At 73.3% G+C, this 16,243-nt stretch carries 14 protein-coding genes; 8 read left to right on the top strand and 6 right to left on the bottom strand.

The genetic code is table 11. From position 1 onward, the window contains the following. Positions 1 to 83: 83 nt before the first annotated feature. A complete protein-coding gene (locus STTU_RS16010) occupies positions 84 to 521 on the bottom strand; it encodes an ATP-binding protein (RefSeq protein ID WP_009067269.1) in 438 nt (145 codons plus the stop codon). Positions 522 to 854: 333 nt separating this feature from the next. Between STTU_RS16010 and STTU_RS16005 the strand changes: the two genes are divergently transcribed. The 8 genes from STTU_RS16005 to STTU_RS15970 all read left to right on the top strand — a co-directional run bounded on the left by STTU_RS16005 (position 855) and on the right by STTU_RS15970 (position 10,406). Further along, positions 855 to 1,610, top strand: coding sequence for a hypothetical protein (locus tag STTU_RS16005; protein ID WP_043255350.1), 756 nt, complete (start codon positions 855 to 857; stop codon positions 1,608 to 1,610). Between the two features lie 129 nt (positions 1,611 to 1,739). Next, positions 1,740 to 2,570, top strand: coding sequence for a YcnI family protein (locus STTU_RS16000; RefSeq protein WP_043255348.1), 831 nt, complete (start codon positions 1,740 to 1,742; stop codon positions 2,568 to 2,570). 69 nt (positions 2,571 to 2,639) lie between these two features. Then, complete coding sequence (locus STTU_RS15995) at positions 2,640 to 3,323, top strand: SCO family protein (protein ID WP_043255347.1); 684 nt, start codon at positions 2,640 to 2,642, stop codon at positions 3,321 to 3,323. A 47-nt stretch (positions 3,324 to 3,370) separates the two neighbouring features. Beyond that, positions 3,371 to 3,880, top strand: a complete 510-nt coding sequence (locus STTU_RS15990; RefSeq protein ID WP_050781349.1) for a copper chaperone PCu(A)C — start codon at positions 3,371 to 3,373, stop codon at positions 3,878 to 3,880. A 104-nt stretch (positions 3,881 to 3,984) separates the two neighbouring features. Beyond that, entirely contained in the window at positions 3,985 to 5,922 is a 1,938-nt protein-coding gene (locus STTU_RS15985; protein ID WP_043255345.1) for a copper resistance CopC/CopD family protein, read from the top strand. A 68-nt stretch (positions 5,923 to 5,990) separates the two neighbouring features. Further along, the gene (gene efeB / locus STTU_RS15980; RefSeq protein ID WP_007824666.1) at positions 5,991 to 7,316 is read left to right on the top strand and encodes an iron uptake transporter deferrochelatase/peroxidase subunit; all 1,326 of its coding nucleotides are present in this window, start codon (positions 5,991 to 5,993) and stop codon (positions 7,314 to 7,316) included. A 715-nt stretch (positions 7,317 to 8,031) separates the two neighbouring features. Next, on the top strand, positions 8,032 to 9,321 hold the full coding sequence (gene serS / locus STTU_RS15975; RefSeq protein ID WP_007824664.1) for a serine--tRNA ligase: 1,290 nt from the start codon (positions 8,032 to 8,034) through the stop codon (positions 9,319 to 9,321). A gap of 242 nt (positions 9,322 to 9,563) precedes the next feature. Next, on the top strand, positions 9,564 to 10,406 hold the full coding sequence (locus STTU_RS15970) for a Cof-type HAD-IIB family hydrolase (protein WP_007824663.1): 843 nt from the start codon (positions 9,564 to 9,566) through the stop codon (positions 10,404 to 10,406). A 681-nt stretch (positions 10,407 to 11,087) separates the two neighbouring features. Here the strand turns inward: STTU_RS15970 and STTU_RS36205 are convergent. From STTU_RS36205 to STTU_RS15945, 5 genes are all read right to left on the bottom strand, one after another. Then, positions 11,088 to 11,540, bottom strand: coding sequence for a hypothetical protein (locus STTU_RS36205; protein ID WP_007824661.1), 453 nt, complete (start codon positions 11,538 to 11,540; stop codon positions 11,088 to 11,090). A gap of 1,018 nt (positions 11,541 to 12,558) precedes the next feature. Continuing rightward, positions 12,559 to 13,284 (bottom strand): ABC transporter permease, encoded by a 726-nt coding sequence (locus STTU_RS15960; RefSeq protein WP_007824657.1) that lies wholly within the window; start codon positions 13,282 to 13,284, stop codon positions 12,559 to 12,561. Positions 13,285 to 13,302: 18 nt separating this feature from the next. Next, positions 13,303 to 14,214: an ABC transporter ATP-binding protein gene (locus STTU_RS15955; RefSeq protein ID WP_009067281.1), complete on the bottom strand. Its 912-nt coding sequence runs from the start codon at positions 14,212 to 14,214 to the stop codon at positions 13,303 to 13,305. Beyond that, on the bottom strand, positions 14,211 to 15,098 hold the full coding sequence (locus STTU_RS15950) for an ABC transporter permease subunit (protein ID WP_043255344.1): 888 nt from the start codon (positions 15,096 to 15,098) through the stop codon (positions 14,211 to 14,213). The genes STTU_RS15955 and STTU_RS15950 overlap by 4 nt, the downstream gene beginning before the upstream one ends. After that, entirely contained in the window at positions 15,095 to 16,147 is a 1,053-nt protein-coding gene (locus STTU_RS15945) for an ABC transporter ATP-binding protein (RefSeq protein ID WP_007824654.1), read from the bottom strand. The genes STTU_RS15950 and STTU_RS15945 overlap by 4 nt, the downstream gene beginning before the upstream one ends. Between the last annotated feature and the right edge of the window lie 96 nt (positions 16,148 to 16,243).

Here is a 16,243-nt window from a genome sequence, read left to right as displayed (position 1 = left end):
GGCGGTACGCGACGCAGGCGGTACGTGGACGGGCCGGGTCCCCTCGTGGGGGCCCGGCCCGTCGGCGTGTGCGGGGCGGGCGCTCAGGCCGCCGCCAGCGGGGCTCCTTCGCGCCACTTCACGAGCTTGTCGAAGCGGACGACCGCCCCGCCGCGGCCCGCGCGGTTGCGGAACTGGGCGTGGTCGGAGAGTTCGCTGATGATGCCGAGGCCGCGACCGCTCTCCGCCTCCAGGCGGGTGCGACGCAGCGGGACGCCGCGGCGGCCCCGGAAGCCCGGCCCGGAGTCGCTCACCTCGATGTGGCAGCGCTCCTCGTCGAGGCGCACTGTGACGCGGTACTTCGCGCTGCTCGCGCCGCCGTGCTCGACGGCGTTGGCGCACGCCTCGGTGAGCGCGAGGGAGAGGTCGAACGCGGTGTCGGGGTCGACGCCGGCCGTGTCCATGGCACCGGCGAGCAGCTTCCTGGCGAGCGGGACGCTCGCCGCCTCGCGCCGCAGATGGAGCGACCACCAGATGCTCATGTTCCAGCCTCCTGTGCACGGCTCGACATAGAAGTACGTATTGCCGCCAACACCGCCCCTCAACCGCCCTCTTGACACCGTGAAGTCGGGGCAATACGGGGTGAAAGTCGCGAATCCGGCGGGAACTTCACGCCAATGCCGCCCTCCGGACACCTGTCCCGGGCGCCCCACGCGTCCCGTCCGTCGCACCCCGGGCGCCCCACGCGCCACGCCCGTTCCACGCCGGACGTCCCCATTCCCCCGTACCGACGCCATCCCCGCCCAAGCAGACCTTCGGGACCTTGCGGACCTGCCCGCCCACGCCGGGGGCCGCGATGGGATGATGGGCCCGCCATGGCTGCCCCCCACGTGTTCACGCGCGCCGGAGCGGGACTCCGGCTGCTGAGGGCCGCGGTATTCACCGCGGTCTGCGTCGCGTTGTCCGCGCTGGGGCACTCCACGGCCTCGGGGGCCGGTGTTCCGTTGTGGAGCCTGGGCCTCGGCTTCCTCCTCGTCCTCCTCGCCGTCTGCCCGCTCGCGGGCCGGGAACGCTCCCTGCCCGGCATCGCCGCGCTGCTCGCCGCCGGGCAGCTCGGGCTGCACGCCCTCTTCGGGCTCGGCCAGCAGGGCATGGCGATGGGCCCGGCGCCGGACAGCGCCGCCGAACGCGCCGCGCGCCTCGTGTGCGGCGCGGGGGCCTCCTCGCTGAGCCCCCTGGAGGCGCACCACATCCTCGCGACCGCCGGGCTCGACGACCCGGCGGCGCACGCGCACCCCGGCATGGGGGTCCTGCCCTCGCTGCCGATGCTCCTCCTGCACCTGCTCGCGGCGCTCGTCGCGGGCTGGCTGCTGCGCCACGGCGAGCGGTCCCTCTTCGGGCTCGTACGGCTGTCGGGGCAGTTGCTCGCGGGGGTCGCCGCCGGGGCGCGGCTGCGCGCGCTGTGGTGCGCGCTCGCTCTCGTACGGCTGCGGCTCGCGGCCCTCGCGCTGCTCCGGCAGCCGCGCGCCGCCCGCGGGGACGAGGAACGGCTGCCCCGGGACGGGGCCGCTCTCCGGCACTCGGTGATCAGGCGGGGCCCGCCGCGCGCGGGTCTGACTCTCGCCGCCTGACCACGACCGGCACACCCGCCGGGCCCGGCCCCGTCCGTGCCCCGGCGCCGCCGCGTCGTGCCGCCGCGCGCCACCGAACGGGCGCGTGGCCACCTCACCGTTCCCCACTGCCGAAAGTGGAGTTTCGCCATGCACGCTTCGTACGACGAGACGTACGCGCACACCGCCCCGACCGGCCGCCCCTCCGCGCCGGCGCGCCGCCGGGGCACCCGCCTCGCGGTCCTCGGCGCGCTCGCCGCCTCCGGGGTCCTCGTCCTCGCGGGCCCCGCCGCCGCGCACGTCAGCGTCGCCCCGCAGGGTGCCGCCGCCAAGGGCGGCTACGCGACCGTCAACTTCAAGGTCCCCAACGAGCGCGACGACGCCTCGACCGTGAAGCTGGAGGTCAACCTCCCGACCGACCACCCGCTCGCCTCCGTGCAGCCGCAGCCGGTCCCCGGCTGGACGGTGAAGGTCACGCAGGCCAAGCTCGACAAGCCGGTCGAGATGCACGGCGAGAAGGTCACCGAGGCCCCCTCGAAGATCACCTGGACCGCTGAGGGCAAGGGTGTCGAGCCCGGTCAGTTCCAGCAGTTCCCGCTCTCGCTCGGGCCCCTGCCCGAGGACGCGGACCAGCTCGTCTTCAAGGCCCTCCAGACGTACTCCAACAAGGAGGTCGTCCGGTGGATCGAGGAGCCGAAGAGCGACGGCAGCGAGCCGGACGACCCCGCGCCCGTGCTCGCGCTGAGCGCCGCGGCCGATGAAGCGCACGGCGCGGCGGGCGGCACGGCGAGCAGCGGTACGGACGCCAAGGACAAGAGCGACGGCGCTCACGACAAGACCGCCACCGCCTCCTCCGACAGCGACAGCGGCTCCTCCGACACCACCGCGCGGGTCCTCGCCGTCGTCGGCATCGTCGTCGGCGCGGCCGGGGTGGCCTTCGGGGTGCTCGCGGGCCGCCGCCGCACCGCCACCACCGACTGACGCACCGCGGGCGGGGCGCTCCTCGGGGCGCCCCGCCCTCCACCCCCTTCTCACTTCAGGACTTCGCACATGCGCACCACCAGCCCCGCCCGCCTCCGTCGTTCGACGCTCCTCGCCGCCACGTTCGTCACCGCCGCCGCGCTCACCCTCGGCGCCTGCGGCGGCAGCGACGACGACAAGCAGGACGCCGCCGTCGTCGACGTCTCGGCCGCCTCCGGCTCGCAGAAGGCGGCGACCGTGCTCGACCAGCCCTTCACGAAGCCGGACCTCGTCCTCACCGACACGGCGGGCAAGAAGTTCGACCTCAGGGAGCGGACGGCCGGGAAGCCGACGCTCGTCTACTTCGGCTACACGAACTGCCCCGACGTCTGCCCGCTCACCATGAGCAACATCGCCATCGCCGCGAAGAAGCTGCCCGCCGCCGAGCGCGCGAAGCTCCAGGTCGTCTTCGTCACGACCGACCCGAAGCGCGACACCCCGAAGGCGCTCGGCTCCTGGCTCAAGGGCCAGGACCCCGACTTCATCGGCCTCACCGGTGACTTCGACGCGATCCAGGCGGGCGCGCGCCAGCTCGGCATCAGCGTCGAGCCCGCGCACAAGGACAAGAACGGCAAGACCGTCTCGACCCACGGCACCCAGGTCGTCGCCTTCTCGCCGAAGACCGACAAGGGCTACGTCCTGTACGGCGAGCAGGCGACCGCCGACGACTACACGAAGGACCTGCCCCAGCTCGTCGAGGGGCGCAAGCCGTGACGGCGCGAGCACGGGTACGCGGCCCGCGCGGCACTCGTGGACGGAGCGTGCGCGGCACCGGTGCACGCGGCGTGCGCGGCGGTACGGGGCTGCTCGCGCTCCTCGCGGGGGGCCTCGCCCTCACCCTCACCGCCTGCGGCGGCGACAGCGCGGGCGCCGACGACGCGAAGCCCGAGCTGAAGGTCAGCACCGGCTACGTACCGCAGCCCGTGGGCCACGACATGGCCGCCGGCTTCTTCGTCGTCACCAACAAGGGCGGCGCCGACCGCCTCACCTCCGTGACCAGCCCGCTCGCCGCGGAGGTGACCCTGCACAGCACCAAGGACGGCGAGATGCGCGAGCAGGACTCCTTCGCGGTCCCGGCGCACGGCCGCCTCGACTTCGCGCGCGGCGGCAACCACCTCATGTTCGAGCGGCTGCGGCACACGCCGAAGCGCGGGGAGACCGTGACGGTCACCCTGCACTTCGCGAAGTCCGGGGCCGTCAAGGCCGTTCTGCCCGTGAAGGAGACGACCTACCAGCCGCCCTCGGCGGGAGACACGCAGGACAAGCAGTGAGGAGCACCCGATGCGCAGCCCCGCACCACTCGCTCTGAGCACCGCCCGCACCCGGGGGGCCGGCCGCGCCCCCGGGGGCGGCCGGCCCGGTGCGGCCCGCCGCCGTGCCCCGGGGGGGCCGCAGGCTCGCCCTCCTCCTCGCGAGCCTCGCCGCCGCGCTGCTCGCCGTGCTCGCGGGCGCCGCGCCCGCCTCGGCGCACGCGGCGCTCGTCGACAGCGACCCGAAGCAGGGCGCCGTGCTCGACACCGCGCCGGACCGCGTCGTGCTCGACTTCTCCGAGAAGATCGGCGTCTCCGACAACGCGGTCCGCGTCCTCGACCCCTCCGGCGAGCGCGTCGACACCGGCAAGCTCACCGACCTGAGCAGCGGTTCGCGCGCCCGCTACGCGGTGAAACTGCACGCCGGGCTCCCCGACGGCACCTTCACCGTCGCCTACCAGGTCGTCTCCGCCGACAGCCACCCCGTCGCCGGTGCCTTCACCTTCTCGATCGGCGCGCCGTCGAAGACGAGCGCGGGCGTCCCCGAGAACGAGGCGGGCGGCGGGCTCGTCGGCTTCCTCTACGACGTCGGGCGGTACGTCGCGTACGCGGGCTTCATCGTGCTCGTCGGCGGCGCGGCCTTCGTCCTCGGCTGCTGGCCGCGCGGGACCCGGCTGCGGGCCCTGCAACGGCTCGTCGTCGGCGGCTGGGCCGCGCTCACGGCGGCGACCCTCGCGCTGCTCCTGCTGCGCGGCTCGTACACGGGCTCGGGGAAGTTCTCCGACGTCTTCGACCTCGGCGCGCTCGGCGACGTGCTCCAGACGAAGCCCGGCGCCGCCCTCGTCTCGCGGCTGCTCCTGCTCGCCGTCGCCGCGCTCTTCATCGCCGTGCTCTTCGGCGCGTACGCGCGGCGCGAGGACCCGGCCGAGCGCCGCGACCTCGGCTTCGGGCTCGCGATCGGCGGCCCCGTCGTCGCGATCGGCCTCGCCTCGACCTGGGCACTCGCCGAGCACGCCTCGGCCGGGCTCCAGCCCTCCGTCGCGATGCCCGTCGACATCCTGCACCTGCTCGCGGTCGCCGCCTGGCTCGGCGGGCTCACGGCGCTGCTCGTCGCGCTCTACCGGGACCCCGCCGTCGAGTCGGCGGCCGTCGACCGCTTCTCGCGGCTCGCCTTCACGAGCGTCGTCGTCCTCGTCGGCACCGGGATCTACCAGTCCTGGCGCCAGGTCGGCACCTGGTCGGCGCTCACGGACACGTCGTACGGGCAGCTCCTCCTGGTGAAGGTCGGCCTCGTCGTCGTCCTCGTCGCCGTCGCCTTCTTCTCCCGCCGCTGGACGAGCCGTCTGGCGGAGGGCGGGGAAGCGGCGGCGGTGCCGGGCAAGGGGGTTCCCGCCGCGCGGAAGGCGGAGCCGAAGCGTACGGAAAAGGCCGCCGTGCGCGAGGGGAGCGGCGCCCGCGGCAAGGCCCCCGAGGGCGGGGACACCGCCGATCCCGTACGGGCCGCTCAGCTCGCACGGCAGCAGGCGGCCGTCCGGGTCGCGAAGGAGAAGCGGACGCGGGACGCCGATCCGCTCCGGTCCGGGCTACGCCGCTCCGTACTGATAGAGGCCGGGATCGCCGTCGTCCTGCTCGGCGTCACGACCGTCCTCACCACGACCGAGCCGGGCCGTACCGAGGAGCAGGTCTCCGCCGCGAAGGGCGCGAGCGGGGCCACGAGCGGCGCGGCCGTCTCCGTGAAGCTCCCCTTCGACACGGGCGGCGAGAACGGCAAGGGCACCGTCCAGCTCGACATCGACCCGGGCCGCTCGGGCGCCAACACGGTGCACGTCTACATCGAGCGCCCCGGCGGCGCGCCCTTCGACCTGCCCGAGGTGCGCCTCTCGCTCACCCTGCCCGAGAAGAACCTCGGCCCGATCGCGGTCCGCCCCCAGCACCTCGCGGCGGGGCACTGGAGCGCCTCCGGCGTGCAGATCCCGATGGCGGGCGAGTGGCAGCTCGGCGTCACCGTCCGTACCTCCGACATCGACCAGGTCACCGTGGACAAGACCGTCCGCATCGGCTGACACCCCGGCGCCCGCGCCGCCGCCTCGGCACGCGGGCGCCGGACCGCACCTGAAAGCACTGAAGCACCATGACAGACCGCATCCCGTCCCAGGACCGGGCCACCACCGGCCGGGCGTCCGCCGCCCCCGGAACCGCCGAGGACCGTACGGTCCAGGAGCGCCCCGGTGGCGTCAGCCGCCGCGCGCTGCTCGGCACCGCGGGGGCCACCGGGCTCGTTCTGGGGGCCGCGGGGGGTGGCGTGGGGTACGCCCTCGCGCCGGAGGGGAGCGAGGCGCCGACGGAGGCGCTCAGCCAACTCGGCGCCCGGCGGGCGATGTTTCACGTGAAACATCAGCCGGGGATCACCACCCCGCTCCAGGCAAAGGGCCATCTCCTCGCCTTCGACTTGCTCGCGGGGAAGGGCCGGCGGGAGGCGGCGAACCTCCTGCGGCGCTGGTCGGGGACGGCCGAGCGGCTCATGGCCGGTGAGGCGGTCGCGGCGGACGGGCACGACACGGGTGTCGCGCTCGACGCCGGCCCCGCCTCGCTCACGGTCACCTTCGGTTTCGGGCACAGCTTCTTCAGCCGTACGGGGCTGGAGAAGCAGCGGCCCGAAGCCCTCGCGCCGCTCCCGCAGTTCTCCTCCGACCACCTCGACGCGAAGCGCGGAAACGGCGATCTGTGGGTGCAGATCGGCGCCGATGACGCGCTCGTGGCCTTCCACGCGCTGCGCGCGCTCCAGAAGGACGCGCGCGGGACGGCGCGGGTGCGCTGGCAGATGAACGGCTTCAACCGTTCCCCCGGCGCGACCGCGAGCCCCAGGACCGCGCGGAATCTCATGGGGCAGCTCGACGGGACGGGCAATCCGAAGGAGAGCGACAAGGACTTCGCCCAGCGCGTCTTCGTGGGGCCCGGGGACGGCCCGGAGTGGATGGCGAACGGCTCGTACGTCGTCATGCGCCGTATCCGCATGCTGCTCGACGACTGGGAAGGGCTCGGGCTCGCGGAGCAGGAGAAGGTCATCGGCCGCCGGAAATCCACCGGCGCCCCGCTCACCGGGGGCGGCGAGCGCACCGAACCCGAACTCGACGCGACGGACAAGGACGGGGATCTCGTCATTCCCCTCAATGCCCACGCCCGTATCACCCGGCCCGACCAGAACGGCGGGGCCGCGATGCTGCGCCGCCCGTTCTCGTACCACGACGGCATCGACGCGGACGGCGTCCCGGACGCGGGTCTCCTCTTCCTCTGCTGGCAGGCGGACCCGCTGCGGGGCTTCGTCCCGGTGCAGCGCAAGCTCGACCGCGGCGACGCGCTCTCCGAGTACATCCGCCACGAGGCGAGCGGGCTCTACGCGGTGCCGGGGGGCGCGGGGGAGGGGGAGTACGTGGGGCAGGGGTTGCTGGAGGGGTGACGCGATGCTGCCGGGCGTGCGCGACGGCGGGCGAGGCGTCGCGCGCAAGACGTCGCGCGCAAGACGTCGTACAAGATGAAGAAGTTGTCCACAGAGTTATCCACAGGCGGGCGTCCGGAGCTGGGGACAAGTCGACAGACTCGCCCGACATGGTCGACAAATCGCCCTGTAGACCCCCACGGCCACCAAGTCCGTCCACAGTCATTTCCTGGCCGCTCCGGCCGGTTCACTGCCTTTCGGCGGCACTTTTCCCTTGATCAACTCTATGGGAACGAGAATTTCCACCCGAAAGGGGTCGCCCACAAGGTTTCGAAAGGGAAATCCACGGAACGAACGGCTTGATTCGGAACTCCGCATTCCGACATCCACAGCAGCCGTCCGCAGCCTGTGGATAACTTTTCGGGAACGCGCTCTCCTGTGGACAACTTCGCCCCGCGCCACCGCCGTACCGCCACCACGCCGCCCCCGCACCGCCCCGTTGGGTCTCGCGGGCCGCCCGGCCGGAGCGTTCCCGTTCCCTTTCGCGGCCTCGGCGACCGTACGCCGAGAAGCGCCGTCCGCTCAGGGGAATGCCGAATAAGCCCTGCGGCCATTCCGGCAAATCACCCATTTCGCCCTTAACGCGCAAGCAGGTCCGGTAAAAGATCACACTCGCGAACCGATGCGCCCCGAATCCCGGTCGAGCCCAGGACCGGCGCCCCGGTAGCCTGGCTCTGTGATTGACCTTCGCCTGCTTCGTGAGGACCCCGACCGTGTGCGCGCTTCGCAGCGCGCCCGAGGAGAGGACGTCGGGCTCGTCGACTCCCTCCTCTCCGCCGACGAGCGCCGCCGCTCCTCCGGGGTCCGCTTCGACGAGCTGCGCGCCGAGCAGAAGCAGCTCGGCAAGCTCATCCCCAAGGCGCAGGGGGACGAGAAGCAGGAGCTGCTGAAGCGGACCGGCGAGCTGGCCGCCGCGGTGAAGGCCGCCGACGCCGAGCAGAGCGACGCCGCCGCGCAGACGCAGGACCTCCTGCGCCGCCTCGGCAACCTCGTCCACCCCGACGTGCCCGTCGGCGGCGAGGAGGACTTCGCCCTCCTGGAGACGCACGGCACGATCCGCGACTTCGAGGCGGAGGGCTTCGCGCCCAAGGACCACCTGGAGCTCGGCCACCTGCTCGGCGCGATCGACGTCGAGCGCGCCGCGAAGGTCTCCGGTTCGCGCTTCTACTACCTCAGCGGCATCGGCGCGCTCCTCGAACTCGCCCTCGTCAACGCCGCGATCGCGCAGGCCACCGCGGCCGGTTTCACGCCGATGCTCACGCCCGCCCTCGTCCGCCCGCAGGCGATGGACGGCACCGGCTTCCTCGGCCAGGCCGGGCAGGACGTCTACCACCTCAAGGACGACGACCTGTACCTCGTCGGCACCTCCGAGGTGGCCCTCGCCGGCTACCACATGGACGAGATCATCGAGGCGGACCGGCTGCCGCTGCGGTACGCGGGCTTCTCGCCCTGCTTCCGCCGCGAGGCCGGCTCGCACGGCAAGGACACGCGCGGCATCTTCCGGGTCCACCAGTTCGACAAGGTGGAGATGTTCACGTACGTCGCCCCCGAGGACTCCGAGGCGGAGCACCGGCGGCTCCTGGAGTGGGAGAAGCAGTGGCTGACCTCGCTCGGGCTGCCGTTCCGCGTCATCGACGTCGCGACCGGTGACCTCGGCTCCTCCGCAGCGCGGAAGTTCGACTGCGAGGCGTGGATTCCCACGCAGGGCAAGTACCGCGAGCTGACCTCGACCTCGGACTGCACCGAGTTCCAGGCGCGGCGCCTGTCGATCCGCATGCGCGACGGCAAGAAGACCCGCCCGCTCGCGACCCTCAACGGCACGCTGTGCGCCGTCCCGCGCACGATCGTCGCGCTCCTGGAGAACCACCAGCAGGCGGACGGCTCGGTGCGGGTGCCGGAGGTGCTGCGGCCGTACCTGGGCGGGCGCGAGGTCCTGGAGCCGGTCGCCCCGGCCACCGCCAAGTGAGCGCCGAGCCCGTTCACACGGGGGACGAGGGGGCGCGCACGGAGGCGGGGGCGGAGGCGCGGCTTGCGCGGACGGAGGCGGTGCCCGCGGCGGGTGCTGTGCCCGCGACGGGCGCCGCGTCGGCGGCCGGGGGCGCGTCGGCGACCGGTGCCGCGTCGGCGGTTGGTACCGGGCCCGCGACCGGTGCCGCGTCCGCGGTGGGTGCGGGGCCCGCGACGGGTGCTGTGCCCGCGACGGGTGCTGTGCCGGTGCCCGCGCAGGGCCAGGGGACCGGTCGTTTCCCGTACCGGCTCGTCGCCACCGACCTCGACGGGACGCTCCTGCGCTCCGACGACACCGTCTCGCCGCGTACGCGCGCCGCGCTCGTCGCGGCGGCGGAGGCGGGCGCGCCGCACATCATCGTGACGGGGCGGGCGGTGCCGTGGACGAAGAAGGTCCTGGAGGAGCTGGACTACCAGGGGCTCGCGGTGTGCGCGCAGGGCGCGCAGGTCTACGACGCCGGGAGCGGGCGGCTGCTCACCTCGGTGACGCTGGAGCGCGGGCTCGCCCGGCGGGCCATCGAGCTGATCGAGGAGCACACGGGGCCGCTCGCCCTCGCCGTGAGCCGCGACGGCCTGGACGGCGATGTCCTCACCGGCCCCGGCTACCGGGTCCAGGAGGGCGGCCTCGCCTCCATCCGGCTCGACGACGCGGACCGCTTCGCCGCGCTGTGGGAACAGCCGATCAACAAGGTCTACATCCAGCACCCCGAGCTGAGCGACGACGCCCTCGCCACGACGGCCACCGCGATCGCGGGGCAGCTCGTGGGCGTCGTGATGGCGGGCGAGGGAGTCGTCGAACTGCTCCCCCTCGGCCTCACCAAGGCCACCGGCCTCTCCCTCGCCGCCCGCCGCCTCGGCGTCAGGGCGACCGAGACGATCGCCTTCGGCGACATGCCCAACGACATCCCGATGTTCCGCTGGGCCACCCACGGCGTCGCCATGGCAGACGCCCACGAGGACCTGAAGACCATAGCGGACGAGATCACGCTGTCCCACGACGCGGACGGGATCGCGGTGGTGCTGGAGCGGTTGCTCGGGGGGTGAGGGACGCGTCCCAGCGGCGTCAGCACTCTCGGCTTTGTACGGGCGACATGAACCGCGAGGCGGCCGTGGTCCGGGGCGGTGGCCCGAGGTCGGAGGCCCGGGGCCGAGGGTGACGGGCCCCGAGGGCCGGGAGCGGGGGTCCGGGCCCGGGAGTCGGGAACGGCGGGCCGGACGAGCGGAGCCGAGGTCGGCCTTGTTCCCGGGCGAGGAAGGCTCGGGCCGTGCGCGACCCCGCGATGGAGGAAGGCTCGGGCCGTGCGCGACCCCGCGATGATCGCGTGTCCGGTTTTGGGCATACCCGTACGCCGCGGGCGGGTGTGGCGTACGGGTCAACCCCAGGGGGTGGGCGGCCCAGGGCGACAAGCGCACCATAGACCGCCCCGGGCGGGTCGCGTGGAGCTCGACGGAGCGGAGGTGGTCGACTCCGGAGCTACTCGGACGCGAGGGTCCGCCCTTTCGGGAGCGTGGGGGACGCGGAGGTCCGCGCCACGTTCCACTCCCCGTGGAGACCGGACTCGGGTGAGGGGTCCGGCACGCACAACTCTGCCCGCCCCCGCCCGCCCGCGCCAGGTCTTTTTCATTACGTTTCGGCCGCCTTCCCGCGCCGGTCGGGGGACTTCCGCTACGGCGAGCGGCGCGGCCTGAAGTCCCGTACGGCGGAGAGCGGTTTCCCGCTCCGGCTCAGCCGTCCCCGCGCCGCTTCCTCCGTCTCCGTCCCCGCCGGGAACGGCTGAAGAACCAGCCGGCCGGGGGCTCGTCCGACCGCCATGGCTGGGGCGACGGCGGACCGCCCTCCTCACGCCAGCGAGCGGCGAGCATCCGGGCCCGTGCCGAGGGCTCCGCGGTGTCGGCGGCCCGGATGAAGTCCATGTCGAACTCCACGTCGTCCCAGTCCCCGCCCTGCTCCGCGTCCGCCCCGCCCTCGGCGTCCCGGTCACCGGCACGGGACGCACCGGCCCCGGCTGCCCGGCTCCCGACGCCCGCCCCGGAGTCGGCGGCCGGTCCGGTATCCGTACGAGGATCGACGGCCCCCTCCTCCGCACCCGAACCCGTACCCGTGCCCCCACCGTCTTCCGCCTCACGGCGGGACGAGGGGTCGGGCTCTTCGGGGGATGGGGTGTTGTGTCCGGTCATGGGTTCCGCTCCTCACGAGTCCGGGAACCAGCGGCGGCTCGTCTGCGTCGACGCGACACGATGAATGCATTGAGCACCCTTCGTACCGATCCGTCCCTTCTCCTCCAGTGTCGCGCGGACGACATCAGAACGGCGTCAGTGCCCCGAAAGCCCACCCGCGCACGGCCGCAAGCCTCGTACGGCCCCCGCGCGAGGCCCCTTCCCGGCCCGGCGCGAGCCCTACGCCAGCCTCGCGCGGCACCCGCGACAGCCCGCCTGCGCCTGCCTGCCCCTGCCGCAGCCCTACGCGATCCTTGCCCGAGCCAGCACGGCGCCCGCGCGGCCTGGGGAGCACCCGCTCCGGCCCTGTACGAACCCGGTGAAGCCCCCGCCCCAGCCGGGCGCGAGCCCTCCGCAGCTCCCGCCCGCTCCCCGCGCCACCAGGGCACCTGCGCGACTGCGGGTCCCCGTGCCACCCCCTTACGAATCCAGCAGCCCTGCGGCCAGCACGGCCCGCCGCCGGGTCCCTGCCCGAGGCAGCCGCCGGGTGCGTGCGGGCCCGGGCCCCCGCGCCACCCCGTACGAGCCCGCCGAAACCCCTGGATCGGCCTTGCGCAAGCTCGACCAGAGCTCCCTCTGAGCCCTGTGCGACCCTCCGTTCGGCCACGCACGAGCCCTTCCAACCCCACGCCCCCTGCCCCTGCCCTGGCCCCTGCCGCAGCCCTCCCGGTGAGTGCTACCGGAGCCACCGGGGCGGCGCGCGCGAGCCCGGGGAGGATCCCTGCGGCCAGCCCCGTACGAGCCCGGCGGAGTCCCAGGCCAGTCAGCCCGCGCTCTCGCAGATCTGTGCCCGAGCCACCGGGACGCCCCCGCTACCCAGGAGGTATCCCCGCACGAGCCCGACGCGGCGGCCCCGGCGGCTGGTCCGAGGGCCTGCGCAAGCCGCGCCACGACACCCGTGCGCCCCGGGCGCGCCCCCGCACTACCCGGGTACCAGCCCCGGGAGCCCCCGGCCAGCCCCGCCCCAGCCGCTAGCCCCCTACTCCTCCCCCGCCGCGAGCTTCAGGCTGCGGAGTTTCTGGCCCGCGTACCACGTGGCGAGGCCCGTGACCGCGACGAGGAGCACGATGCCCACCGGCAGGCTCACGTCGGAGCTGACCAGGTCCGGCCGGCCCACGACCTTCTCGGCGAGCGAGAGTGCCCACTGCTGCACGCTGAGCGTTCGCGCTCCGGCGACGAAGGAGCCGAAGAGGGCCTCCCAGACCAGCGCGTAGACGAGTCCGGCGATCACCGCGTGCCGCGTGATCGTGCCGAGGAGGAGGAAGATCGCGGCGTAGGCGATGGAGGCGACGAGCGCGGCGACGGTGTAGGCGACGGCGAGTTGCTGGCCGTTGCCGTTGAGGATGAGACCGGCGACGAAGGTGGGCACCGCGGCGAAGGTTATGGTCACGGCGATCGCGACGATCAGCTTCGTGAAGATGATCGTCGGCCGCTTCACCGGCTTGGCGAGCAGGTAGAGCACGGAGCCGTCGTCGATCTCGGGGCCGATCGCGCCCGTACCGGCGATGACGCCGATGATCGGGACCATCGTGGCGAGGGCGAAGCCCCCGAGGACCTCGCTCGCCGTGTTGTCGTCCGCGCCCGCGAGGACGCGGGTGAAGACGGCGATGACGAGGAGGAGGACGGGCAGGGCGAAGAGGATGAGCGCGCGGCGGCGGCCGAGCAGTGCCCGGTAGGTGAGCCGGGCGACGGTGGGGTGGTACATCGGACTCCTTCCGGCCCGCTAGGCCGCGACGAGGTAGGAGAAGACGGATTCCAGCGACTCGTCGGACGGCGAGACGGTGAGCAGGCGGATGCCGCCCGCGCGGGCGACCTGCGGCAGCAGCGCGGTGAAGCGGGCGAAGTCCACGGCCTGGACGAGCAGCGCGTCTTCCTTGAGGTCGACCTCGATCCCGGCGGTCGACGGGTCGGCGATGAGCGCGGCGGCGAGCGCCCGGTCGTCGCTGGAGCGGACGAGGTAGCGGTGCGGGCGGTCGGTCATGAGGCGGCGGATGCGGCGGAAGTCGCCGCTCGCCGCGTGCCGTCCGGCGACGATCACCTCGATGTGCGAGGCGAGTTGCTCGACCTCCTCCAGGATGTGCGAGGAGAACAGCACGGTCCTGCCCTCTTCGCCCATGCGCCGGAGCAGGTCCATGAGCTGCATCCGCTGGCGCGGGTCCATCCCGTTGAAGGGTTCGTCGAGCAGCAGCACGGACGGCTCGTGGACGAGCGCCGACGCCATCTTGACGCGCTGGCGCATGCCCTTGCTGTACGTGGAGATCTTGCGGTCCTGCGCGTACTCCATCTCGACCGTGGCGAGCGCCTTGGCCGCCGCCTTGTCGTCGAGCCCGTGCAACTCGGCGTTGGCGACGACGAATTCGCGGCCCGTGAGGAAGTCGTACATGCCCTCGCGCTCGGGGACGAGACCGATCGAGCGGTAGCTCTCCTCATTGCGCCAGATCGGCGTGCCGTCGAGGGTCACGGTGCCGCCCGAGGGGGCGAGGAAGCCCGCCATCATGTTGATGAGGGTCGATTTCCCCGCGCCGTTGGGCCCGAGCAGCCCGGTGACACCGGGGCCGACGGTCATCGAGACGTCGTTGACGGCGACCACGTTGCCGAACCAGCGCGAGGTGTGGTCGAGGTGGAGGGTGGTCACAGCACGGCCTTTCGGTAGCGGCGCAGCAGGAGCGAGTAGCAGCCGGCGACGAGGCCGAGCACCAGGAGCAGGAAGACGAGTCCCTGCGCGACCGAGAGGTCCTGCGCGCCCGGCCAGGACGGGGAGGCGCCGAGGAAGGCGGACTGCACGCCGTCGATGAGCGTGATGGGCGAGAAGAGCCCGAGCCAGGAGACGGCGCTGCCGCTGCTCTGCGTGTAGGCGATGCCCTGGAGGGTGCTCACCGCGCCGTAGCTGATGGTGAAGACGGCGATGACGGCGGCCACGCCGAAGCCGCGGCGCGGGGTGACGGCGGAGACGACGAGCCCGATACCGGCGAAGAGGAGCGAGAGCAGCGCCACGGAGACCAGTCCCTGCGCGAAGCCCTTCGTGTGCTCCGCGACGTCGAATTTGGCGAGGAGCGCCCCGATGTACATCACGAGCAGCGGGGTGCCGGTGAGGATGAAGAGCGCGGTCGCCGTCGCGGCGAACTTCGCCCGCACGTAGTCCGCGGTCTCCAGGGGGCGCGAGAAGTAGAGCGGCATCGTCCGGAACCGCAGGTCGTGCGAGACGGCCTGGGGCGCCTGGGCGGCGAGGAAGAGGCCGATGACCGCCTGCATGACGATCGCGTAGCGCGTGTAGTCGAGCGGCAGGTCCTTGAGCTTCGCCGCGATGGTGACGGCCGCGAGGATGCCCGCGACGAGGAGCATGACGCCGAAGAGCAGGGCGGGCAGCACCTTGGACTTCGCGGCGCGCCCGAGACCGAAGCTCCCGCGGAGGGACTGCGCGTAGAGCGCGCGGCGGATGGCGGTGCGGCCCAGGCGGGGGCCGTCGTAGTGGCGGTAGCCGATGTCGTGGATCGTCGAGGACCCGGCGGGGCTTGTCATCGGTTCCGCACCTCCTGCGGGGACGGGCCGGCGGGTGCGGCGGCGGACGGGGAGGACCCCGTGGGCTGGGGCAGGGCGGGGGCGCCGTGGCCCGGCGCCCCCGTGGTGGCGGGCGCTTCGGAGCGGAAGACCTCGGCGATGTGGTGGCGGCGCTGTTCCATGCGGACCAGGCCGAGACCGAGGTCGGCGACGGTGTCGCGGACGAGGTCGTACGTCTGCTCGCCCGCGGCCTCGAGGAGCAGGATGTGGCCCGCGCCCGGCAGACCCTGCTCGGCGGGCCCCTTGTCGAGGGCGACCCCGGCGGCGGTCAGCGCCTCGCGCAGGGCCTTGGTGCCGTCCGGGTGCGCGTCGGAGTCCGTGACCTCGACGGCCAGGGTCGTCGTGGTCTGCGTGAAGTCGCTCGTGGAGCTGGAGCGGAGCAGGGTGCCGCCGTCGATCACGACGACGTGGTCGCACGTGCGCTCCAGCTCACCGAGCAGGTGCGAGGTGACGAGGACGGAGATGCCGAAATCGGCGTGCACCCGGCGGATGAGGCCGAGCATGTCGTCCCTGCCGACGGGGTCGAGCCCGTTGGTCGGCTCGTCCAGGAAGACGAGCTCCGGGTCGTGGACGAGGGCCTGCGCGAGCTTGACGCGCTGCTTCATGCCCGTCGAGTAGCCGCCCATGGGGCGGTAGCGCTCTTCGTAGAGGCCGACGTGGCGCAGGGTGTCGGCCGTGCGCTCGCGCGCGGCGGTGGCGGGAAGCCCGGCCATGCGCGCCATGTGGACGACGAACTCGGTCGCCGAGACGTCGGGTGGCAGGCAGTCGTGCTCCGGCATGTAGCCGACGCGGCGGCGGATCTCGCCGCCCTGGCTCGCGACATCGAGTCCGAGCACGGCGGCACGACCCTCGGTGGCCGGGGAGAGGCCGAGGAGGATCTTGATCAGGGTGGATTTTCCGGCCCCGTTGGAGCCGACGAGCCCGGTCACCCCGGGCCCGACCTCCACGGTGAGCCGGTCGAGTGCGGTCACCTTGGGGTACCGCTTGCTCAGGCTTTCGGTCGCGATCACAGTCACGGAAACGACGCTAGTGGGCCGGGCCACACCCGTCGTCAACCTGTGGATTGGTCTTCGGGTCCCTCTCGGGTACTACGGGTACCCCTAGGG

Origin of the sequence: Streptomyces sp. Tu6071, from assembly GCF_000213055.1 — a bacterium.
GTDB classification, from domain to species: domain Bacteria; phylum Actinomycetota; class Actinomycetes; order Streptomycetales; family Streptomycetaceae; genus Streptomyces; species Streptomyces evansiae.
The sequence above is the reverse complement of the archived record's forward strand: the minus strand, read 5'-3'. Positions and strand labels throughout refer to the sequence as shown.